Source organism: Sphingobacterium puteale (assembly GCF_003627955.1).
GTDB classification, from domain to species: domain Bacteria; phylum Bacteroidota; class Bacteroidia; order Sphingobacteriales; family Sphingobacteriaceae; genus Sphingobacterium; species Sphingobacterium puteale.
Window position 1 is genome coordinate 25,628 of sequence record NZ_RBWS01000011.1, and the last position, 24,220, is coordinate 49,847.

At 43.1% G+C, this 24,220-nt stretch carries 17 protein-coding genes and 1 pseudogene; 12 read left to right on the forward strand and 6 right to left on the reverse strand.

The features are described 5' to 3' along the window. Window positions 1–7: 7 nt before the first annotated feature. Window positions 8–1,480, reverse strand: coding sequence for a hypothetical protein (locus tag D7322_RS15160; protein ID WP_121125140.1), 1,473 nt, complete (start codon window positions 1,478–1,480; stop codon window positions 8–10). Window positions 1,481–1,844: 364 nt separating this feature from the next. Continuing rightward, on the reverse strand, window positions 1,845–2,171 hold the full coding sequence (locus D7322_RS15165; protein ID WP_121125141.1) for a winged helix-turn-helix transcriptional regulator: 327 nt from the start codon (window positions 2,169–2,171) through the stop codon (window positions 1,845–1,847). Window positions 2,172–2,287: 116 nt separating this feature from the next. Here D7322_RS15165 and D7322_RS15170 point away from each other — a divergent pair, with 116 nt between their 5' ends. Further along, a complete protein-coding gene (locus tag D7322_RS15170) occupies window positions 2,288–3,061 on the forward strand; it encodes an SDR family oxidoreductase (protein ID WP_121125142.1) in 774 nt (257 codons plus the stop codon). Window positions 3,062–3,283: 222 nt separating this feature from the next. Here the strand turns inward: D7322_RS15170 and D7322_RS29185 are convergent. The 3 genes and pseudogenes from D7322_RS29185 to D7322_RS15195 form a co-directional block, all read right to left on the reverse strand. Beyond that, window positions 3,284–4,236, reverse strand: a pseudogene (locus D7322_RS29185) (baeRF3 domain-containing protein). 120 nt (window positions 4,237–4,356) lie between these two features. Continuing rightward, entirely contained in the window at window positions 4,357–5,397 is a 1,041-nt protein-coding gene (locus tag D7322_RS15185) for a linear amide C-N hydrolase (protein WP_121125145.1), read from the reverse strand. Window positions 5,398–6,123: 726 nt separating this feature from the next. After that, window positions 6,124–7,218, reverse strand: a complete 1,095-nt coding sequence (locus tag D7322_RS15195) for a metallophosphoesterase (RefSeq protein WP_121125147.1) — start codon at window positions 7,216–7,218, stop codon at window positions 6,124–6,126. A 402-nt stretch (window positions 7,219–7,620) separates the two neighbouring features. Here D7322_RS15195 and D7322_RS15200 point away from each other — a divergent pair, with 402 nt between their 5' ends. Further along, the gene (locus tag D7322_RS15200; RefSeq protein WP_121125148.1) at window positions 7,621–10,665 is read left to right on the forward strand and encodes a SusC/RagA family TonB-linked outer membrane protein; all 3,045 of its coding nucleotides are present in this window, start codon (window positions 7,621–7,623) and stop codon (window positions 10,663–10,665) included. Between the two features lie 7 nt (window positions 10,666–10,672). Then, window positions 10,673–12,430: a RagB/SusD family nutrient uptake outer membrane protein gene (locus tag D7322_RS15205; RefSeq protein WP_121125149.1), complete on the forward strand. Its 1,758-nt coding sequence runs from the start codon at window positions 10,673–10,675 to the stop codon at window positions 12,428–12,430. Window positions 12,431–12,487: 57 nt separating this feature from the next. Here D7322_RS15205 and D7322_RS15210 read toward each other — a convergent pair whose 3' ends face one another. Further along, window positions 12,488–13,252, reverse strand: coding sequence for a DeoR/GlpR family DNA-binding transcription regulator (locus D7322_RS15210; RefSeq protein ID WP_121125150.1), 765 nt, complete (start codon window positions 13,250–13,252; stop codon window positions 12,488–12,490). A 158-nt stretch (window positions 13,253–13,410) separates the two neighbouring features. Between D7322_RS15210 and D7322_RS15215 the strand changes: the two genes are divergently transcribed. The 9 genes from D7322_RS15215 to D7322_RS15255 all read left to right on the forward strand — a co-directional run bounded on the left by D7322_RS15215 (window position 13,411) and on the right by D7322_RS15255 (window position 23,983). Next, window positions 13,411–14,685 (forward strand): MFS transporter, encoded by a 1,275-nt coding sequence (locus tag D7322_RS15215; RefSeq protein WP_121125151.1) that lies wholly within the window; start codon window positions 13,411–13,413, stop codon window positions 14,683–14,685. Window positions 14,686–14,764: 79 nt separating this feature from the next. Then, window positions 14,765–16,147 carry an FAD-dependent oxidoreductase gene (locus D7322_RS15220; RefSeq protein WP_121125152.1) on the forward strand — a complete coding sequence of 461 codons (1,383 nt, stop codon included), beginning with the start codon at window positions 14,765–14,767 and terminating at the stop codon, window positions 16,145–16,147. 1 nt (window position 16,148) lies between these two features. Beyond that, complete coding sequence (locus D7322_RS15225) at window positions 16,149–17,081, forward strand: endonuclease/exonuclease/phosphatase family protein (protein WP_121125153.1); 933 nt, start codon at window positions 16,149–16,151, stop codon at window positions 17,079–17,081. Between the two features lie 148 nt (window positions 17,082–17,229). Then, complete coding sequence (locus D7322_RS15230) at window positions 17,230–18,468, forward strand: MFS transporter (RefSeq protein WP_220700086.1); 1,239 nt, start codon at window positions 17,230–17,232, stop codon at window positions 18,466–18,468. Window positions 18,469–18,491: 23 nt separating this feature from the next. After that, window positions 18,492–19,499, forward strand: a complete 1,008-nt coding sequence (locus D7322_RS15235; protein ID WP_121125154.1) for an NAD(P)-dependent oxidoreductase — start codon at window positions 18,492–18,494, stop codon at window positions 19,497–19,499. A 3-nt stretch (window positions 19,500–19,502) separates the two neighbouring features. Continuing rightward, window positions 19,503–20,948, forward strand: coding sequence for an FGGY-family carbohydrate kinase (locus D7322_RS15240; protein WP_121125155.1), 1,446 nt, complete (start codon window positions 19,503–19,505; stop codon window positions 20,946–20,948). Next, window positions 20,949–22,382 (forward strand): FGGY-family carbohydrate kinase, encoded by a 1,434-nt coding sequence (locus D7322_RS15245; RefSeq protein ID WP_121125156.1) that lies wholly within the window; start codon window positions 20,949–20,951, stop codon window positions 22,380–22,382. Window position 22,383: 1 nt separating this feature from the next. After that, window positions 22,384–22,980 (forward strand): histidine phosphatase family protein, encoded by a 597-nt coding sequence (locus D7322_RS15250; protein WP_121125157.1) that lies wholly within the window; start codon window positions 22,384–22,386, stop codon window positions 22,978–22,980. Window positions 22,981–23,101: 121 nt separating this feature from the next. Further along, window positions 23,102–23,983, forward strand: coding sequence for a glycerophosphodiester phosphodiesterase family protein (locus tag D7322_RS15255; protein WP_121125158.1), 882 nt, complete (start codon window positions 23,102–23,104; stop codon window positions 23,981–23,983). Window positions 23,984–24,220: the final 237 nt, after the last annotated feature.

Here is a 24,220-nt window from a genome sequence, read left to right on the forward strand (position 1 = left end):
TTAGCCTTTAGCGTACACTTTTTTCACCTAGCTCACGCATCCAAGTATTGAAATCCGCATCGGAAGGGATATCAAATTTTTTACGTAAACGATTTTTTCTTACCTGTACAGCTCTAACAGTAACGTATGTATATTCGGATATATTTTTCGTTGAAAAGTTCAGGAAAGCCATGGCACAAAATTCTAATTCTGTGCTTCGCAGATTGGGGTCATAAGTTTTTAGTTCCTGTATAAACTGTGGATACAGCTCTGTAAACAAGGTCAGGAATTCCGGGTTGTTACTTTTGGCCAGGTCGATCAGGTTGTTGAATTTGTTGTCACCGATCTGCTCAACGAGCTCTCTATTTATTACCTCGGTTTCCTGAAGTGCCTCTTCTTTCTGTACAATAATTTTTCGATTTTGCCTTACACGCCATGTGAAGAAGACGCTTGATAATATAAACAGCACAAGGACAATCATTGAGATCCTTGATGATTGCGAAACTTTTTTTGCTGCCTCCTTGTCTTTCGAATTCAGAATACGGGCTAATACCATATCCATGACCTGTCTATTTTCTTTTTCCAAGGAATCATTGAGCCGGCTGAAGGCGAACTCATACTCCTGCGCTTTCGCATCCCCTAGTTTGTAATACGCATAGTAATCAGCTAAAAATCTGTAACTGTTTCTTATAGCCTCTCTGTTTCCCACTGCTTTTTTATTTGCAAGACTTTTCTCAAAGAAAACCAACCCTTCTTTGTAATTCTCTTTCTCTTGCTCCAGATTCCCTAAATAAGTCATGGTATTATAATAGACTGGAACTTTATATTTCTCCACCAGTTTTAGCGATTCTTTAAGATAGTACGCAGCTTTGGGAAAATCTAGCTTTTTAGTATAAAAGCTTCCCATGTCGTCATAAACACCAATGAAAAGAAGTGCATTTTCCTTTTCATTGAGCCCCTTTAAGGTTTCCAGCTGCAGCTGGTTATATTTCATCAGGGAGTCCAGTTTATCCGTCCTGTTGAAAATAGTGCTTAGATTCCCATATGCATAAACGGAAAGTTTTTTTTGTTTTTCATCTTCAAGTTTCTTTGCCGCGGCTAACTGTAGCTGAAACTCCTGAATTGCCTGATGGGTTAGCCCGAGGTACATATAACATTTCCCTTTCATGCCATGAATTTCGCCTTGCATCTGCGCATCATTTTGGTAGAATTTAGTCGCTTGTAGGCTTTCAATGGCCTTAAATGATTCTTTGAATAATCCAATGTAAAGAAGGGCATCAGCAATCCAGAATTGCGCCCTTGCTTTTCCTTCATCATATTCATATTTAGTGGCCAAATCCAGAGCCTTCATTGCACAGTCAAGCTGTTGTATTAGGTTGACCGAGGCCTGGAAGTCTTTTGCTTCGTTTACAAGTGCATCAACTTCTTTCTTATTTTCATCGCTAGCTAGGGCCGTAAATGTAAACAAGCATAAAATAAAAAACAAGAATTGCTTTTTCATCACATTAGTAGGTTGCAGTAAATTAATATTTCTTATAGCCCTGTTCGGGAGATGTAACAGGGGCGAATATAATAATTAATCTCTTTTGCAAGTATAGCTTAAAATTTATTGGCAGATTTTTCAAGACAAAACCTTGGACTATAGCTATATTATTTTCCTTTAAACAGATTGATTTGCCTCATATTTTAAATTATACTAATGTGCCGTATTTTTGCTCATTACCAAGGTAATTTACCATCTTCTCCAAAGAACTTTCCGGTAGCCCGTTCTCATCAAGTAGGGCATATTTAAAATATAGGCATTCTGAGTGTTATCAATAAAGAATACAATCTATAACGGTATCAAATTTTTTTGACGGATCATTTTAATTTACAAACTCTTCACCCCATTTAAAGAGTTCTGTAAGGCTAGGTTCCAGCTTTCTTCCTTTTTCTGTGAGTGTATACTGTACCGTTGGAGGTACAGTAGCAAATACTTCCCGGATAACAATCCCATTTTCCTCCATATTCTTTAATTCTTTCACCAACATGCGCGTATTGATGTTGGTGACTAATTTCTGAAGCTCGTTGAATCTTTTGGTGCCATGTAGAAGAGCAAAAATAATTGACATGGACCATTTTCCTCCGATTATATCCAAAATTTCCTGAATGACACATTTAGCTGAAATTTTTTCAGATTTTTTTTCGCTCATAACGTTTTGATTTGCTGCAAGACTGTACTTTTTGGTATTACTTTACATTTGTGTAACTACTTTCAAATGTAAAGTATTGGATTTAGATTTACAACATCATATTTCAATTTAACATTATGGCAAATTCATTAGAAGGAAAAATTGCGCTCGTTACGGGCGGAACAAAAGGTATCGGAAAGGCAATCGCCGATAAGCTCGCACTCGAGGGGGCAAAGGTTATTATAACAGCGCGGACTAAACCAGCTGTGGAAACTGAACATTACTTTATAGCAGGTGACCTGAGTAGACCCGATGCTGGCCAGATCATTGCGGACGAACTTCTGGAAAAATTCGGTAAAGTGGATATTGTGGTCAATAATGCCGGTGCCAATACCAGCCCCGGCGGGGGATACAGTACACTAACGGATGAGGACTGGAATAACGAGATACAACTGAATCTGATGTCTGCCGTTAGGGTCAATAAGGCGTTGATTCCGAGTATGGTGGCCCGGAAGGAGGGTGTAATCATCAACATCTCTACCGGCGCTGCACTACAGCCTCTGTGGAAAATGACCATGTCCTATTCGGCTTCAAAGGCAGCGTTGAATGCCTATACCAAAGCTTTGGCAAGCGAATTGGGGCCGCAAGGGATCAGTGTGAATGCCGTGTCTCCGGGATTGGTCAAAACACCGCTGATGGAAGCTTTTATCGCTGATATTGCAGCAAAAAACGGCAGCTCTGCTGAGGAAACATTTCATGCTATCAAAAATGAAATTGGCGATCTTCCAATGGGCAGAATGGCAGAACCTGAGGAGGTAGCAGCTCTTGTCAGCTTTTTGGTTTCACCCCAGGCAAAATACATCACGGGAGCAAATTATAGGATTGATGGAGGTGCACTTCCTGTTGTATAGATTGGCTGGAATTTCGATGAGCTTATATTGGATATGCTCTTACAGAATTGGAGAATTTGCGGAACAAGAGGAATAATTTTGAGGTTGCAACACAACAAGGATAAACGAGCATAAGCAAATGCTTTCTGGCTTCTGCCTATGCTCGTTGCAGTTAATAATGCGTAACCACATGACATTACTGAAATCTTAATTATTGCAATGGGTACACATTTTGGTAACCTATTAATACCTTATTTTCAGTGCAATGGGACGTAACTCGGGATTTGGTATTTCAGAAACATAGCATGTTTTTCCTCCTTTTTCATTGATCAAAAGTGCTAATAAGCTGCTGATGTCGTCGACGGTGTTTTTGCCCAAATTGCTGTCCACAAGCTCAATCTCAATATCTGATATTATTTTAGCAGACTGATGGAAGCTTTCCTGTACAATTAAAAAATCAGCTTTTCCTTCCTGGCAGGCTCGATATATTTCCTGAAGATCTGTCAATACCAGGCCCTGCCCAATAGCTGCCTGAAGCTCCGCAAAGTATTCTTCGTTTTTACGCTCCAACGCTTCTTTCATAAATTCCCAGGCGCGGGCCTGCAGTTGATGCGGTAGCTGACCAAGGATTTATCCACTCTGTTCAGATATTCTCGCAACAGATCATCGAGATGTTTCGCATCACTTGCTTTATCCGGAAATGTATTGTAAAATGTATTCTCACCAATTGGAAATGCATCATTTTGGACTTCGTTCTCAATGAGTCCATTTAATGCCTTATACAGCTTGACACTGTTTTGAGATAAGAGCATGATCAGATATTGCGTCTGACGACCAATCTCTTTAATGACCGGCCGAACAGCAAAATTGGTGCTGATGTGTACTCCTTCCTGATTGGTTTCCCATGAAGAACTGAAAATTTCTGATACATTGTCGGAAACGAAGAGATGTAGGCTCTCCAGATTATAATTAACATCGATCGACTGTTCTAATTCTTCCAGTTTAACTACCAGTTCTGACACCGTTCTTTTATCGTACTTTTCCAAAAGGCGGTCGATTGCTTCTTTGGTAAAGTTCTTAATCTTTATTCTGTCATTCAGATTATCAGGATGTGTGCGGTGTGTGTTCACGGAAATAGTCACACAAATTTCGTCTTGAGTTCGTATTAATGTTTGTAATAACTTTTCTTCTGACATAGTTTTTGAAATAAGTTAATAAATATATATAATGCAATAATTCCTTATTTTGCTGATCAATCCAATGGCTATTTAACCCAACTGTTTTTAGATGAAATAACCTAGGATGATTTTATTGGATTATAGTCCGATGAACTTAAAAGGTTCTACTTTCTTAAGGTGCGCATTGCTCAATCCAGTATAGGTTTTGTTTTGCTCCACATCAAGTTTAAGAACTTTACCTTTCTCGCTCAGATCCAGATCTTTTAGATTTATCCAGAAAGTTCCTGGAGTGGTCACTGTTTCAAAATAGTATACCAAATCTTTGTGATCCGCTACAGAACGCCATCTTGTAGACGAGATATTAGGCTCCTCCTTGGAAGAAATGCCATAGGGAACAGAACAATTTCGAATCACGCTAAAGACACTGGCAATCGATGTCCTCACATCATCGGTCTGAGGAATCGCATCGATATAAAAGGATGCCCGCACAAATCGGTCTGCAGCACGGTTTGTCCCAGGGAGCATGATGGTACCGGGAATTCCCCGCCAATAATTATTGAGTGCCAGCTGCTCATCAAAAACTGGCGAGTTCGTCATAACGACATATTTCGGATCATGGTGTATCACGAGCCGGCCATTGATGTATTCAAATATGGCATTATCACCAGATTTATCAGATAGTGACAGATGAAGTGTTGTAAATCGTTCAGTGCCTGGGATATAGTCGCTTACTAAGGCGAATGATTCTCTTCTAAGTGCCGCTACAGCTTCCGCGACCGAACCATAATTGTCCAGCACATACTGTGCCCATGCCGCAATACTCAGCCCGGGCTTCTGTCCTTTTGGATCGAATTTGGGATATTGGGATTCGGCGAGCCACAGCACATTGGCAACAAGACCGGCCTCATTCAGACCATCTGTTGTAGCCATGTCCCAGGCGCTAGCAATGACACTTCCATATTTCGAAGTCCATTTGACAGAACTGGGGCCAACTTCGCCATTCCGTTGCATCCCCTTTGGAAATACCCATAAATTAACGGGTATTTCATCCCGCCAGTCCATACTCCTTGCGGTGAGCACGGTTTGATTGGGGCCTTTATATACAACCCTTGTGCATGCATCGGTTTTGCGATATACAAAGCAAAACAGAAATAGCAAAACAATAAAGCATCTTTTCATTTTTTATAAGTTTTATGTTTAAAAATATTTACCTTCTGTAATTCATATAATTTATTGTTTCACACAGCGTATTTGATATGCTGTATTTGCCTCAGCTTGGCCAATATTAATTCCATAGCCAACGTCACCTGCGGCTCCGGTAAGGTGTAGTTCGCGATAACCGCCATCTGTTCCGCTCAATAAATAGTTGCCTTCACGGCCAATTGTCGGTCCGGGTGTGTTTTCGTTGTGATATGCACCGTCATATACGTAGGCTCATTAAACACAAATTAAGAGCTAGGCTTTGGCTTTAAAGTATACTCTATTTTTGTTAATAAGCAATAAATAATTATGAAAAAGAACCGCTATTTGTCAATAAAGAAAATTGACATTTTTGTAATAAACCTTTTATTGTCGCTTTTTGTTTTCGAACTAAATAAAATTAAATTTGATTTAATATTTAACTTAATGCACTTTGAACAACAACAAAGCCGTAGCTTCATTGAAGGCATGTCAGAAAAAATCCAATAATTGGAAGAATAAGCTTTGAACGTTTTAAAGAGTATGAGAAGCTTTAGCATTTCCGGATACCGTCAAGGTATATGAGGATAAATTCAATGCGAAGGTATCCGACTAGCCGAAACTAAATAACGTGTCCCTAGGTAGGGAGACGTTATTAAAGATCTATGTTTCTTAGGCTTCGCGCACATAGAGTGGCGATACTGAGTATTTATTTCTAGTTTTTATTTATTCCAATTGAATATCGAATTCGTCAAAAGATTCTTTGCGCCAGGCCATGTCCTGTGTGGAGGTTGAAAGTGCAAATAACGGCGAGAACGTTTTTACTTTTACGGTTTTGCCATCCGGAAGAAATTCAAGGATCCGTAACCAGCCATCGCCTCCGCTGCCCTGATGTCCGCCGCCCAGTGCCTGGGCATTAAAGGTCATTTGGTTTACCTTTTTGTCAGCGGAATTTTTGTCAATGCGAAAACCGATGTGCTTTTTTATATCATTGGCAGCGCCGATATGGCCCGAAAATACCAGCGCTATGTTTTTGGAAGGTTGGACTAGTTTTTTCCAGACGGATTTGCCATAGTTGGCATCATCAAGATCATATTTTTCTTTTTCAATATGCTCGTTTTTATAATTTAAATAAGAATGTGTTAAAAGGACGACTTGATGATTGCTGTATGCTGGTCGGTTAATTATTGATCTGGCCCATCCCAATACCGTGTCTCTTGGAGCAAATTCTAACGATAGAAAAAGAAAATTTTGTCCATGTGGCGAGCGCCATTCGTAGCTTGCATTTTCTAAACTCGGATCACCGTATATGTTTTCGGTGACATCCCGCAGCAGCTCCAGGTTTTTGCTGTTTTTGTCTGAAGGGAAATAACGTGGAAAATGGGTGGTTTTTGGCTTGTGCGTATAGCTGAATATATTATAATCGTGGTTTCCTGTCGCTGTGATATAGGGTAGTTTTCCGTCTAATTTAGCGAAAGCTTTTGCCGCAGCTTCCCATTGCTGTTTTCCGGTCTGGTCCATTTTTATCCGGTTAGGATTAATGATATCATCATGTTCCACTAGATCACCGGTACAGAGCACGATTTTTATATTCATTCTTTCCTGATGCTCAACAATCCAGTTCATCATGATATCTAAAATAGGTTGATTCCGCTTGAACTTTGTATAGTTCTGTATATCCGGAAGCAGTACCATGGACCATGATTTTTGGTCGCTCAGCGTCGGCTGCTGAAAATGATTGCCTGTTGACTGACTTTTTGCTGCTGTTATAAAATACCCCAGGTAAAAGAATAGCAGACTGTTTTTGATGATGGTTCTCATTGTGAAAAAAATTAAATCTAGAACTTTTATATGATTTACACCTAGCTGAATTTAGCTTGTATTTTTTTGTTTAAAAATCTTTTTTTCTCTCTACAAGATGAAAGGTGTATGGTAGTTCGGTTTATGAGCTAACATTGTTGTCCTATGCTTCCTTATCGAATAATAGCTGCGATTTTCCATTGGCAATTCATGTTAATTTGATATTAAATTATCTTTAAATATGTTTATTTTTATGTTTAAATATGTTTAAATATATTAAATTTGTTTGTATTTTATTTTTTATAATAAATTTTAATGTTTAATATTGTTGAATAACATAATACCTAAGTTTCATAATAACCAATTGGATCGGGATAATCTCAGTGGTATGAATAGTAAATCTATAATTCTTATATAATCAAAATGAATAAAACATTTCGTTTGGCTGCGTTACTATGTGCCATGCCTATAAGCATGGCTTTGGCACAGCAGGCCGCCATGAAGGGTCGTGTCGTTGATACGCAGGGACATCCGCTAATAGGGGCGACCGTTAAGGTTAAAGGGAGTGCTGCCGGTCCTTCGGCTGTGTTGGACAATGGTGAATTTAGTTTAAACGTAAAAAATGGGGATACAATAATTGTCACCATGCTCGGGTATGCACAGCGGGAGGTTGTTTATCAGGGGCAGGCTAGTTTAGCTATTGTACTGGAGGGAAGTGCGACCAACATTGAAGAGGTTGTTGTGGTTGGGTATGGCACACAAAAGAAAGTTAATTTAACGGGGGCTGTATCCATTATCGAAAGTGGCCAGCTGGAACGTCGGCCTAATCTTTCTACTTCATCGGCATTGCAGGGACTGGCTCCGGGTGTGACGGTGACCTCGCAGACTGGCGCTCCGGGTGGCGATGGCGGACAGATCCGGATCCGGGGAATTAATTCTTTTGGTGGTTCTGATTCCTCTCCATTGGTGATTATAGACGGTGTGGCCGGATCGATAGATAATATTGACTACAATCTGATCGAAAGTATCTCTGTGCTCAAAGATGCTGCTTCTTCTGCTATCTATGGTTCGCGGGCTGCCAATGGCGTGATTTTGATTACGACGAAAAGAGGGAAGGACAAGTTGGCTATAGATTATAAGGGTTATATCGGTATGCAGGATCCAACCGCTATCCCTAAGGTAGCCGACGGACTCACGTATATGCGTATGTTTAACGAGGCGAACCGCAATGATGGAAATCAGCCTACTTATACGGATGAGGCCATGGAGGAATATCGCAAATTATATGCCGCTGACCCGGATAATTTTGATTGGCAAAAGGCAATTCTAAAGGGCTCTGGTTTTACACAAAACCATTTCTTGAGTCTTTCTGCAAATAGCGGTATTATTCGTGTAGCACCTTCGTTTGGTTATTCCACGCAGGACGGACTCATCAAGAACACGGGGTTTAAACGTTATGTTTTCCGTAATAATATGGACATTACGCCAAGTGATAAATTTTCGGTACGGATGGATCTCTCGGTGACCAATAAAAATAGAAAGCAGATTGCCGGTGAAGGAACGATATGGAATTACTTGGGCCGCATGCCGACGGATTTGCCTATTCGCCATCCCAATGGACTATGGGCTGAGGGTTGGGTAAAAAATAATCCTGTAGCGCAGATCGAAGAGGGTGGGAATAATAATACGAACAACCTGGAATTTATTGGGAATCTATCCCTGAATTATAAACCTACGGAATGGCTTAGCCTCCTGGGGACAATCGCGCCGAGGTATTTAACGAGAAATACGCATCAGTTTACCAAAATGGTAGAAGTATATGATGTAAATGGGGCTTCAGCTGGCTCGGCCAATACGACAACAGATCTTACAGAGCGTTCTTACAGGCAATATTTTGGGAGCTATTTTGTGACGGCAACGGCCGACAGATCTTATGGAGACCATAGTTTTAAAATGATGGTGGGGACCTCCCGGGAGTCTTTTAATGAAAAGTTTTTGATGGGTTACCGCCGGGACTTTATGTATGACACTTATGAGGTTTTAAATGCCGGGGCTGACAATGCAACAAAGAATAATGGCAGTACAATTGATGAGTGGCTGCTGATATCTCAGTTTGGCCGATTGAATTACAGCTTCAAAGATCGCTATTTATTTGAAGCGAACATCAGGCACGACGGAAGTTCCAGATTTGTTAAAAATAACAGATGGTCCACATTTCCATCTTTCTCTGCGGGCTGGCGCCTCAGCGAGGAGCCCTTTATGGAAAGTTTAAAAGGAGCGGTCAATCAGCTTAAATTAAGAGGCTCATGGGGTAAGCTCGGAAATCAGAATATCGGTGATTCTTATTACCCTTTCGCCTCGCAGCTGGCCTTGGGAAGTATATCCATGGGCGGACAATTGTATCCATTGGTATCGCAGAATGAAATGGCTAATGAAAGATTGGTGTGGGAATCTACGACGATGAGTGGGGCAGGGCTCGATGCGGTATTGTTTAAGAATTTTAGCCTGACTTTCGACTGGTATAGCAAGACGACCAATGGGATTTTGCTCAAACTTGATATACCTGCCGTACATGGACTTCCCGGACCGTTTCAGAATGCAGGCAAGGTGCAGAATAAAGGTTGGGAACTTGCTGTTCGTTATGATAAGAAATTTGGGGATTTTAAGCTCGGTTTAGGTGGGAATATAGCTGATGTCAAGAACAAAATCCTGGATATGAGCAATACAACGATGGGGACATTTTTACGTCAGCAGACTGGATATTCGATTAATTCTATTTATGGCTATGTGGCTGATGGTTATTACCAAGATGCGGATGAAATCAAAAACGGTCCTGCCCAGTTCGGAACGCTGCAGCCGGGTGACATTCGTTATAAGGATATCGCGGGAGGATTCGATGGGGCTGGTAACCCGATACCGGATGGCAAAATCAATGAAAGTGATAAACTGATCATTGGTAATACGATTCCACGTTATACCTATGGTGTAAATCTGGATCTGAGTTACAAAGGGCTTCGGCTGAATGCATTTGTGCAGGGAGTGGCCAAAGCGGATGGCTACCTGAGCTCGCATTATGTTGTCCCGCTGGCAATGGCAAGTGCTGTCAAGGAATGGCAGACCGATTACTGGACGGTAGACAATCCGGATGCTGCATTGCCGCGCTTGTCGCATTCTTCGACCAACAATACGCAAAACTCCACTTTCTGGATGCGGAGTGCAGCTTATCTCCGGCTTAAAAATATACAATTGGGGTATGAAATTCCACAGCATCTATTAGCAAAATTGAAATTGAATGGGCTGTTTGTGTATGTTAATGGACAAAATCTCTTTACGAAAACCAATTTCTATAAAGGATATGATCCTGAAATCAATTACAATGCAGGAGCTAGTGAAGGGGTTTCATTGGGAGATGGTAATTTCTATCCGCAGGTAAAAGTGTACACGTTTGGTGTTGATTTTAAATTTTAACGAAAACATGAAGAATCGCATAAAAATATATTTTGGTATAGCGCTGCTGGCTGCAACTGTTAGTGGCTGTAATTTGGATAAAGAACCGCTGAACGGTCCGGCCACGGGTACGTTTCCAAGCAATGAAACGGAAGCTGAGAATGGGTTGTTGGGGGCTTACAAGGCGCTGACCCTCCTGGATGCGAGCAGCACACCGTTTTTGCATGTGCTGGACAATATTACGGATATCGGTTATGCACGTCCGGGCAATAATTATACGCCTGGCATAACCAGCTCCTATACGACTGATAATGCCTTGGCTACGAAACCTTGGACAGCACATTATAAAACACTTGCTCGGGTTCATTTGGTGTTGGATAAATTGCCAGGATTACAAGGAAAGATTCCGCCCGAAAAGTTGAAGCAATTGGATGCAGAGCTCCGTTTTATTCGTGCCTACGTGTATTCGCAATTGATTGAATTGTATGGGGGAGTACCTTTATTGACTAAAAATGTACCTTTAGGAGAGGCGAATATCGCCAAAACGGATGCTGCTGAAATTAGGCAATGGATCATTGAAGAGCTGACCGCTATTGCGGATGCTTTACCTGTTAACCAGTCCGCTTACGGAAAAGTAAGAGCGAGCGGTGTTGCCGCCTATATGTTAAAGGCCCGGGTTGCACTTTATGCGGGTAAATTTGATCTTGCCGCAGCGTCAGCTGATCAGGCGATTAAGCTTTCAAACGGATTGCATGAGCTGACTCCTTTCAATGAAAGCATAAATTATGCTGGCAAGAACCATGTTGCGGGCGAGCCTGATGTGAGCAATATTTTTGGACATGAGGGGTTCAAGAGCAGTAAAGAGTGGATCTGGGTCATGGAATATAATATCAATGTTCCCGGCAATGTGCATAATCAGCAATATTATGCGGCTTCACGCCTTGGTAGAGGGGTGGCTTATTGGGGTCCAACGCAAGATTTCATCGACTCTTTTCAGGCTTCTGACGGTCTTTCGATTACCGAATCTACTGAATATGATGCTTCCAATCCTTTTGCGAATAGGGATCCGAGATTGGATATGTATTGTGTGCGGCCCGGATCTCGATTTCTTGGCTATCAATTTGAAATGAACAGCTCGTTTAAAAATGTGTCAAATTATTGGCCTGTTTTAAACGGGACCAGCGATAAGCCGGCCGTTGTGGCTAATGCAGACCAGTCTAATGCTGCCCGGTCATATAGCGGTTATTTGTGGCGGAAACATGTGGATATCAAAGATTTTGCAACGACTTCCGTCAATGGGCAAAGTGATCTGAATATCGGGCTTTTTAGGTATGCAGAATTGCTTTTGATCTATGCAGAAGCTAAAATAGAAGCGAATAAGATTGATAATTCGGTGTACGATGCCATCAATCAGATACGTCTTCGGGCGCATATGCCGGTACTTAAAGCCGGTCTTAGTCAGGCCGAATTAAGGAAAGCACTCCGTTATGAGCGTAAGGTCGAACTCGCTAGCGACGGCTTCAGGTGGTATGATCTGCGCCGCTGGGGAATTGCCAATCAGATCTTGAATGGTAATCTTTATCTTAACCGCGATGCAAATAAGTGGACTTCCGCAGTCCTGACCAAAATCGACGATAACGCTTCGCCGGTTTACAATACAGCGTTGGCGAATAAGGTTTTTGGTGTTCAGAATGTTATTTTTAAAATAAATAAGGATGAACTTTGGCCGATACCCGAAAGCGAAATTGTGATGGTCCCGAATCTGAAACAAAATCCTGGATACTAAAAGCGCTGTTCAAAAAGAAGGTCTCTAGCTGTTTAAACCTAAAGGCCTTCTTCCTGGTCAAGCAATGATTACTTTTACGCCGAGTTCCTCTATATTTTTGACATCACTTTCGGAGACTTTATTGTCGGTGATGATATAATGGATGTCTTCAATGTTGCATACCTTTCCGAGCCCTCTCTTTCCAAATTTGCTGCTGTCTGCCAGTACAATGACAGTTTGAGATGTTTCAAGCATTTTTTGGTTAAGGGTTGCTTCGGAAAGATTACTGATTGAAATGCCGAATTCGATATCTATACCATCCACGCCAAGAAAAAGAAGACTGCAGCTTACTTCGTCGAGCAATCTTGATGCATAGTGACCGGCTACCGAGGATGAATTTGGCCTGATCAGCCCGCCCAGCTGTAAGACTTCGATGTTTTTCTTGTTGCTAAGTTCGAGTCCGACTTTAAGCGCAGGAGTGATCACTGTCAGATGCTGTGTAGCTTCTAGATTTTTTGCCAGGGCATAGGCAGTGGTGCCGGAGCCGATCATGATCGAGTCGTTGTTTTTGATCAGTTTAATCGCAGCTTTGGCGATTCGTTCTTTATCATCGCTATTGATGGATTCTTTTTCCATGATATGGCGATCTCCCGCATAGGGATTGTAGGCAGAAGCGCCACCTTTTGTGCGAAATAAAAGGTTTTTATCTTCTAAAAGTTTAAGATCCTTACGAATCGTTACGCTGGAGACTTCCATTGCTCTGCTTAACCAATCGATGGAAATTTTTCCTTTTTCTTTAAGTTTCTTGAGTATGAATTCGTGTCGCTCTGTTATACTTTTCATAATGCTACAAGTTTATTGGCAAATATACTGTGTTGAAAATTAAACTTCAAGCTTCTAAATGTTAAATTATCTTTTTTTTTATTTAAAAATGTTTTATTTTGCTTTTTTTGTTATAAATTTGATTAATCAAAATAAAAGAAAAAAACCACAATCTATTTATGTCCAAGTTTGTCCTTCCGATTGCTCCGCTGTATAGGCGTTGGTTAATTATTCTCGTTATATTTTTGGCAATTGTCTTCAATTATTATGATCGCCAGATTGTGTCTATCTTAAAACCTATGCTAAAAGCGGAGTATGGTCTTGGGGACGATGGCTATGCATTGGTTATTAATGTTTTTACTTTGTTCTATGCGCTCATGTATCCGGTCTCCGGTTGGCTTGTGGATCGGTTTGGCGAACGACGGGTGATGTTAATCGGTATTCTGGGTTGGTCTCTGGCTTGTTTTGGTGGTGGATTTTCGCGCACCTTCGGTTCTTTTCTTTTTTTTCGTGGATTGCTGGGCGCTTCCGAACCTGCTAATTTCCCCGCGCAATTAAAGGTAATTACGGTCTGGTTTTCGGGCAAGATGCGGGCTACTGCCAATAGCCTTTGCATAGCCGGCAGTTCAATAGGGGCTATCGTTGCCCCGCCGATGGTTGCCTGGCTGGCAATTTCCTACAATTTTCATACGGTCTTTATTGTAGCGGGCGTAATTGGCCTGGTGATCGCCTTGCTGTGGTTTGTGATTTACATTGAACCACCCGCTGCCATCGCTGAGGAAAATACGGTTGAACCTAAACAATCGTCCTCGGCCTTTACCTGGAGGCAACTGTGGGGCAGAAAGTCGTTGTGGGGGATTCTGTTGATCCGATTCGTAAGTGATCCAGTTTGGTATTTTTGTTTGTTTTGGTTGCCAGGTTATCTTCAGGAAGAATCGGGCTTGACCTTGGCTCAGATTGGAATGTTTGGCTGGATACCATTTCTGTTGGCAGATTTAGGTGCTATCGGGACATCGGCTTGGTCTGATAGACTGGTAAGGAGAGGGAAAGACCCACTTCTGGCACGCAAGATTATGTTAACCGCAGTGGCGCTGCTGGCTCCGCTCTGTTGCCTCACCACTTATATTGCTAATCCTTATCTTACGTTGCTCATTTTTGGATTAGTGGCTATAGCGTGTCTGAGTTGGTTGTTTACGGTCAGTGTGGTGATTGCTGAGGCATTTCCTGTGGCTAATGTTGCCTCTGTTTTGGGTATTGCTGGCGGTTTTGGTGCCCTGGGGGCGGTCCTGTTTAATTATTTCGTCGGACAGATGCTGGGTTCGGTAGGTGCGGGCACCGTATTTATAATCATGGCATTTATGCATCCTTTAGCGGTATTGATCCTATGGACAATGGTAAAAAAAGAGCTTCCCGTGGCCGCGGAGCAGCAGCGGGCCGAATCGTTAGTCGTATAAAATTCCTTGACGTTCGTCTTTGTTTGTGTTTAACGTATTTATGTAGTTTGTGAAATAAATTTTTATAGAAATGAACAGTATGAAAAAGATTAGTGAACCTGCAAGAGAGGTTCCGGTAAGAATGGAGGTCGATGTATTGGTTGTCGGTGGAGGGCCTGCAGGTATTATTGCGGCGCAGGCTGCGGCTTCGGATGGTCTGAAAGTGGCTTTGATTGACAACAGAAGTTTTGTTGGTGGCAATATGACGATCGGTCTACCAATTTTGGGCTTTCTTGGGCAAAAGGGGAATCAGATCATCAAAGGTCTTCCTCAGCGTTTTATCGATAGGTTGAAAGCTGTGGATGCGGCATCGGAACACCGTCCTTGTCCATTGCACATGAGTCTTACGTTGGTAGAGCCCGAAGCGGTTAAAAATATTGGTTTAAAAGTTCTGGAAGAGGCAGGAGTAGAAGTCCTGCTGTATGTTTTTTCGGCAGGCGTGGTGATGGAGGGCGATGTGCTCAAAGGAGTGTTCATTGAAAGCAAATCCGGCCGGGAAGTAATTCTCGCAAAGACAATCATCGATTGTACAGGTGACGCCGATGTGGCCTTTAGGGCAGGGGTTGCCTGTGAGCAGGGGAATGAAACTGGTGGGGCGCAGCCACCGACACTGATGTTTTGCATGGGGGGTGTTGATACCGAAAAACTGCGTATGTCCATTGCCGAAGAACCCCGGACGTATCTGACGGATTTTATTCCCGCTGAATATTTTGGGCAGAATAACCAGTTTATCGTCGTTGGATTACGCAGCGTGATGGAGAAAGCGAGATTGGCGGGGTACCATTTGCCTGTTGAGCGTACGATATTAATCACAGGGCTCCGAGAAGGAGAGGTGTGGGTCAATATGTCTCGCGTGAATGGGGTGGACGGCACCAATCCGGCCAGTCTGACATTTGGAGAAATAGAAGGGCGCAAACAGGTCGAAGAGATTCAGCGCTATTTAGTGGAATTCGTTCCAGGATTCGAGCAGGCTAAATTTACTAAAATGGCTCCCTTTCTGGGAATTCGGGAGACTAGGCGTATTGTAGGCCAATATGTGCTTACGGCCGATGATATTTTAGCATGTACCCGTTTTGACGATGCTATTGCAGTAGCGAGCTACCCGCTCGATATCCATCATCCTGAAGGGGGAGGCTGTACCTTGACCTGGTGTGGGGACAGTTATGATATTCCATATCGTTCGTTGTTGCCTACACATATTAAAAACCTATTAGTGGCAGGGCGATCTATTTCTACGACGCATGAGGCGATGTCTGCGATTCGTGTAATGGCTCCTTGTATGGCCATGGGGGAGGCTGCCGGACGTGCTGCTAAAATCGCGGTTCGTAAAGGTGTTTCTCCCGCTGAAATCAATGTTGATGAGCTTCGTAGGGAACTGATTGCCGAAGGGGCATATCTTGGAGAAAATGAAACGGTCGTCTGATATGATAAGGGATACTAACAAGGATCTGCTAGGTCGAAGAGGTTTTTTGCAAAAGTTGGGGGCGGCTGCGCTTGTGTCGCTGCTACCCTTGGACGATACTGTTGCCAGTGGGTTTGTCAAAAAAGATAATCTTCGTGTCTTGACCTGTAATATACGGGTAGATCTCGAAGAGGACGCGGCAAAGGGATTGGGCTGGCAGCAACGACGGGCGGCATGTCTGGAAGTGATCAAGCGACAGCGGCCAGATATCATCGGTTTTCAGGAAGTCCTGTATAATCAATTTATAGCTATTAAAGATGCGATGCCGGAATATGTTGCGCTGGGATTCGATGGCCCGGAAATGGACGCCATCAAAACGGGATATCATGGTATTGCAAAAAATCCAGTTTTATTTTCCAAAAAGCGGTTTGAGCTGTTGGCAGCTGGTACATATTGGCTATCCGAGACACCGTTGATAGGTGGAAGTGTTTCTTGGGGCTCAGCACGCGCCCGTAATGCCTGTTGGGTACGGTTGTACGACCGCTATAGTAAAAAGGAGTTTCGCCTAGTGAATCTTCATCTGGATCATGTCAATGCCGAAGCAAAACTGAAGCAGATAGCGGTGGTACTGGATGAGTCTGCGCAATATGCCGATGGATTAGTGCAGGTCATGACCGGCGATTTTAATGTTGGCCCCGACAGCCAGGTGCACCAGAATGTGCTGTCAGCAGGCTGGAAAGATACTTTTATTGAACTGCATGGTGCGAAAGATTTTGGTGGCACGACCCATGGATTTAAAGGTGAACAGTATGAGAAGAAGGACCGGGCAAAAAAAATCGACTTTATATTTACCAAAGGTCCGGTTGTTCCTAAAGCATCAGTCATTATCAAAGACAATGTTAAGGGGATTTACCCGAGTGATCATTATTTTTTGTTTGCTGAACTTGAATTATAAATAGGCACAGCAATTTTAAAAGAGCAATATATTTAATATTGCTTTTTTTTGTTTAATAATTTTTTATTTAATGTTATTTTATGTTTTATTTTGTTTTATTTTGTTAATTTAGTGCTGTAAAGTAACCAATATTCAAAAAAACTAAATTATGATACACATACTTGGGAAATGGGGAATTCCTTCAAATTTAAAATGGGGTTATCTGGGTATCCTCCTTTTTATGATGGGCGATGGTGTTGAACAGGGCTGGTTGAGTCCCTATCTAATAGCGCATGGAATGAATATACAGCAGTCAGCTAGTTTATTTACGGTTTATGGAGTGACAATTGCCATATCTTCTTGGTTTTCGGGTGTACTTGCCGAAAATTACGGCCCGCGCAGATCCATGGTGATGGGCTTACTGCTTTATATGATCGGTACAATCGGTTTTGTCGGACTTGGGATGCAAAAGCTTGATTTTACTTTCATGCTGTTATTTTATGCCATTCGTGGTTTCGGTTATCCGCTGTTTGCTTATTCCTTTATGGTCTGGATTACCTATCGTACACCTCAATCGATGTTAGGGCGTGCTGTAGGCTGGTTTTGGTTTGTTTTTACGGGGGGATTGAACGTACTCGGTGCTTACTATTCAAGCTGGGCCTTAGATTACATGGGCTACCAGAATACGCTGTGGTCCTCGTTGTTATGGGTCTTGATCGGCGCTTTTTTCGCCTTGGTTTTAAACCGTGACCGATTTGCGGTCCGTCATGCCGGGCAATCGAAATTAAAAGATATGCTGAAAGGACTGACCATTGTTAGGCGCGAGCCTAAGGTCTTGTTGGGCGGAATCGTAAGGGTGATCAATACCACGGCACAGTTTGCTTTTCCGGTCTTTCTGCCCATGTATATGGCCCAATATGGTTTTGAAACCAAGGCTTGGTTGCAGATTTGGGGTACCATTTTTACCAGCAATATCGTCTTTAACCTCCTATTTGGATTTGTTGGAGATCGGCTTGGCTGGCGTAACACCATTATGTGGTTTGGAGGGGTAGGCTGTGCGGTTGCAACACTGCTGTTTTATTATTCACCGGCCTGGTTTGGTGGTAATTATTGGGCTGTATTGGCAGCAGGCGTACTATGGGGTGCTTTGCTCGCCGGGTACGTCCCACTGTCGGCACTAGTACCTTCTTTGGTAAAAGAGGAGAAGGGGTCGGCAATGGCGATTCTCAATCTCGGGGCTGGCCTGCCTGTATTTGTAGGTCCGGTTCTGGTTGGGCTGTGCATCGGTACGCTGGGAAGTGAGGGTGTAGTTTGGATGCTGGCGGTCCTTTATTTGTTGAGCGCTTTCTTGACTGCCTTAATCAGACTGCCTGTGCAGCATTCAATTAAAATTGATAGAAATATATAAAATTAAATAGAAGAACGAAAACTATGAAAGTATTATTGACGGCTCCCTATGAGAATGAGAAGGCATTCGGAGAATTGGTGGGTTTGGTTGGCGAAGTTATTTATCGGCCATGGAAACCACATGGCAGAGCCTATAACCCAGCGGAGCTCATTGATCTTTTGCGGGACACGGGAGCGGAGGCCTTGATCGCTGAACATGACGAAATTACTGCGGAGGTGCTTCATGCGAATCCTTCGTTAAAGTTTGTCGGTATTTGCCGCGGCACACCGTCCAATATTGATTTACCTGTAGCCACCAAGCTGGGGATTCCTGTTTTTAATACGCCGGCCCGCAATGCGCAGGCTGTCGCTGAAATGTTTATCGCCAATGTGATTACGCTGATGCGTAATACGCTCCCAGCTGTTGACTGGCTGGAAAATAAAAATTGGGGCGTGGGTGCACATACTTCCTATCTGCAATTTAAAGGAAATGAACTTGCTGGAAAGAAGGTAGGAATGGTTGGTTTTGGTGCAGTGGGCCAGCATATCGCACGCATGTTGAGCAGCTTTCCTAGTGAAATTTATTACTTCGATCCCTACTATACGGACGAGAATACCGCGTATAAGAAGGTGGAATTAACCGAACTTTTTACTTCTTGCGATGTTGTAGGGATACACCTGCCCGTAACTCCGGAGACCGTAGGTATGATTGATGCAAAATATCTTTCTTTATTGAAAAAAGAGGCTATTTTTGTTAATACAGCCCGGGCTACGGTGGTCAATCGTGAAGACTTACTTATGCTTTTGGAGGCAGGACAGATCCGTGGTGCTGTGCTCGATGTATTTTATCATGAACCTCCAGATGAGATTGACTATAAAATGATCCTCCACAAGAATGTCATCGCCACACCGCATATTGCCGGCGCCACGCACGAAGTAGAGGACCATCATGCATTTATTATGAACAATAACTTGAAGGAGTATTTTGTGAATGGAAATAAGACGATTCGTCAATTGGTAAATAAAGCTGTACTTGAAAACTTAAATGTATAAAAGGTGATAAAAAAAGCATATTTGATTGTAGATATCGGTACGGGGAATGCGCGTGTCGGCGTAGCATCCCCTGCGGGTGAGTTATTGAGCATAAAACGGGAAAATGTACAGTATGAATCTGACAATCGTTACGAAGAATCTATTTACTTTGATCCCAATAAACTCTGGGACGAAATTTGTCGTCTGTCTGCTGAAGCGATAGCAGAAGCCGGTTCGGTACAGATTGAAGCGATCACGGCAACCAGTCAGCGCGAGGGTATCGTCATTATGGACAAAGACGGAAACTCGGTTTTGGGGATGCCGAATATAGATCATCGGGGAAGGGCATGGGAGAACGAACTGGCAGCTAAAGCTCAGGTGTATCAAATAACCGGCAGATACCCAACTTCTCTTTTTTCGGCATTCAAATTGGTCGGTCTTCGCGAGGTATATCCCGATATCTTTAATGATATCGCTTGCTTTATGAGTATTAGCGACTGGGTCCAATATAAATTTTCAGGAATCTGCGGTTATGAGCATTCGCAAGCTTCCGAAACTTTATTGTATGATGTTGCCAGAAAAAATTGGAGCCAGGAGTTATTTGCGCAGTTTAATTTGCCTACCGCCATTGTTCCGCCGTTGAAAGAGGCGGGTTCCATTTTGGGGTATATTCTACCCGATCTCGCCGTAAAAATGGGGATCAATGCTGGGGCTAAGGTGATTGTTGGTGGCGGCGATACGCAACTGGCCATCAAAAGTATTGCGCCATCAGCTAACGACGTTGTGATCGTTTCGGGTACAACAACACCTATTATCAAGATTGTTGAGGATTATGTTTTGGATTCGGATCGGCGTACTTGGACCAGTCGCCATGTTGAAGCCGATGAGTTTATCCTAGAAGCCAATGCTGGTGTGACGGGGCTCAATTACCAACGTCTGAAGGAGATCTTCTATCCAAACGAAGGCTATGATATCATCGAAAAAGAACTGGAAAAAGTGACCTATTCGCAGTGTGTGGCTTCACTGGGGTCGCTTATCGCAGACGAGGACAAACCACTTACCAAAGGGGGATTTATTTTTAATGCCCCGGTCTCTCATCAATTGACCAGAGGTAGTTTTGTTTTCGCTATCCTTTGGGATATAGCATGTAGCATTTACGAGAATTACAAGTTTTTGTGTGCTGTATCGCCGCACAATGAAAGCTATATCTGGGCCTGTGGTGGTGGTATGGAAAGCCGAAAATTACGACAATTTATCGCTAATTTATTTGGCAAAAGCATCAAGATCAGGGATACCTTTCGGCAAGCATCGGTTTTGGGCGGAGTCCTTGTCTGTAACGAAGCACTTGGTTTGGAAAATTTTGAACCTGTGCTGTTGGACGAAGTCGAACCCCAAAATCACGAACAATTTGAGCAATTGTATTTGGAGTGGAAAAATGCACGCAGAACATTTAAGCAAGTGACCTCATAGATGGATACCTATTTCTTTGGATTGGATGTTGGCACACAGGGTGCACGTGCCGTGTTGGTCGATCAGCTCGGAAATATAGTGGGATCAGAATCGGTGAAATTCGATCTCGATGAGCGGTTTAGAGAAGAGCAGTCCCCTGCTATATGGTGGCGAGACTGTGCCGCTATTATTACCAAAATTCTGGCGGGATTGTCACAGACGATCGATAGAGAGGCCATTCGGGCAATTTCTGTAACGTCGACTTCGGGAACGGTTATACCTCTTGATCGAAATAACCTTCCGCTTCACGATGCGATCATGTATAGCGATGGCCGGTCTGTAAAGCAAGGGGAGCGTTGTATGCAAGCGGCAAAAGACCATGTACAACATGGGTATACCGGATTCAATTCCTCGAGTGGAATGAGCAAAATGCTGTGGTATGTAGAGCATTATCCAGATAAAGTAAAAAATATCGCTTTATGGATCCATGCCTCGGATTATATCGTAGGTAAGCTGTCGGGGAATTATCACATGACTGACTATACCAATGCGCTCAAGAGCGGATATGACCTGAATGCCTTGGAATGGCCTTCTTATATTGTTGATGTATTGGGTATGAAGCCTGAATGGTTACAACAGGTTGTCCCGTCCGGTACAATCATTGGTAAATTGAGTGCGGACCTGGCAATGGCTTGGCAGCTACCGCGTATTGATGTGGTTGTCGGTATGACGGATGGCTGTGCGACTCAGATGGCGTCGGGAGCCGTAAATCCCGGAGAGTGGAACACGACGATTGGGACTACTTTAGTCATCAAAGGGGTGACCAAGTCACAAGTCATTGATCCCTTGGGTAGGTTATATAGCCATCGCCATCCTGAGGGGCACTGGATGCCCGGCGGGGCGAGCAATACAGGGGCGGACTGGATTAGCCTGGATTTTCAGGCTGATTTTCAGGAATTGACCGAACAGGTACCAGTATTGATTCCTACAGGGCTGTTAGCCTGGCCGCTCAAACATAAGGGGGAGCGCTATCCCATTATGGCACCTCAGGCTCGTGGTTTTGAACCCGAATCTGTCTCCCGGGAACTCGTGTTTGCAGCCAATTTAGAAGGGGTGGCTTTTATTGAGCGGTTAGCCTATGAGATTATTGAGGAACTGTCTGGTGAAAAAGTCAATGCCGTATTTACCGCCGGAGGTGGAAGTAATAGCAAGGTCTGGTTGAGGATCAGGAGCGCCGTGCTGAAAGTGCCGATTTTCAAATGTAAGGAGGCAACCGGTGCACTGGGGGCGGCAATTATGGCCGCATCATATAGCTATTATAGTTCTTTGGAAGAAGCTGCTTCAAAAATGACCCATAAAGAAATGCAGGTGTTTCCCGATATGGAATTAGCAGATTCCTATGAAGGACAATATCAACAGTTCAAATATAAACTCAAACAATTAGGCTATATTTAAGATGGTAACGATTATACTTTTAAGACACGGCGAAACGGCGTATAATGCCAATGGAAATCGGTATTGTGGACGTACGGATATCGCGTTGACTGGTAAAGGAGTGGATCAGGCCAAGCGTATGCAGCAGCTTCTGGAAGGACATAATTTTGAAGGGGTCTTCTGTTCTCCGCTGATCCGCGCCCGCCAGACTGCTGAGATTGCATCGGGTGCTGTACATGAATTACAGGTGGACAATAGATTGATCGAAATTGATTTTGGACAATGGGAAGGAAAGTGTTCGCCTGATTTTATTGCCGAGGATCCTCAGGCTTGGGAAAATTGGTTGCAGTCACCAGAGGATTATGCAGCAGGAAGAGTAGGAGAGACCGGACGCCAGGTGATCGATCGTGTCAAAAGTTTTTATGATGATATCCTACAGCGCTACGATGGTAAAACTGTTTTGATCGTTGGTCATAATGGAATCAATCGGCTGTTTTTAGCGTATCAGCTCGGGATGCCGCTGGCTAACTATCGACGAATTGTCCAGGAGAATTCTGCTTTGACACTATTTACTTTAGATAAAGTGGCTGGTTTTAATTTATTAAAATTGAATGCCTGAACTTTTTTTCTGAATGGATCAATTGTCTATTAAGGAGCACAACGTATTCATCCCATAGAGCAGGTCTCTCAGTGTGAAGCGATATATACACAAATTTTTAACCGTTAAAAATAAGTTAGTGATGAGAAAAATAGGTTTTTTTATCAGTTTGTTAGCGAGTACGATGGCATTGGGGGAACTGCAGGCGCAGGAGCTTCATACGCTTGACTTTAAAACCTGTAAAGCGATGCGTGCATATTTTCGCTATTCACCTGGTAAAAAGATAATAAGCGGCCATCGTGGTACGATCGAAAATGGACTGCCTGAAAATTCGATCCCGGCATTTGAAGCAGTGCTGAAAAAAACGCCTGCTATTTTCGAAATAGATCCGCGTTACACAAAGGACAGTGTTGCCATACTGATGCATGATGCAACGTTGGAGCGGACAACAAACGGAGTTGGCAAAGTTGCTGATTATACTTGGGCTGAACTTCAGAAATTGAGGTTGCGGGACAAGACGGGCAAGGTGACCCCGTATGGAATCAATACACTTCAGGAAGTGATCGATTGGGCCAAAGGTAAGACCATACTCAATCTGGATAAGAAAGACTTGCCATTGGCTAAGACTGCTGAAATCATACGCCAAAATAGTGCGTATGCCTGGGTCTGGGTGACGGTGCATAATGTCGAACAGGCGAAATATTACCTTGATCAAAATAAAGATCAGTATTTGTCCATGCATATTAAAGACCGGGCAGCTTTAGCTAAATTTGAATCCTCGGGGCTACCCTACGACCGGATGATTGTTTATATCGGTTCTGAAATTGTGCCAGCAAATCAGGAAATGTACCGTTTTTTTAACAACAAAGGGGTGATGTGCATGATATCAACTGCGCCTAGCTACGATAAACTAGCAGAAAAAGAGCAACGTTACGAGAGCTATAGCGCTGTATTCGAAGACGGAGCTTCTGTTTTAGAATCTGATTTACCAATAGAGGTAAGTCGTGCGATCAGCCAGAAATAAATTGCCATAAGGAGTTGCAGACCGAGCCGAAGCTACGCTGGGCATCATCGTAAGCTTTGCGGCAAGTAGGCTACTCCGAAGCTGGCGACCTAAAGGCCCAGAGAAGTAACAAAAGGCTTGGTTTTAATAACAAAGGGTATTAATAACAAAGGGTATTCCTATTGCATGAATACCCTTTGTAATCCTATAAAATGAACCATACGCTCTTTGTTGCTAGGCTTTTAAGTTGGGCGTATT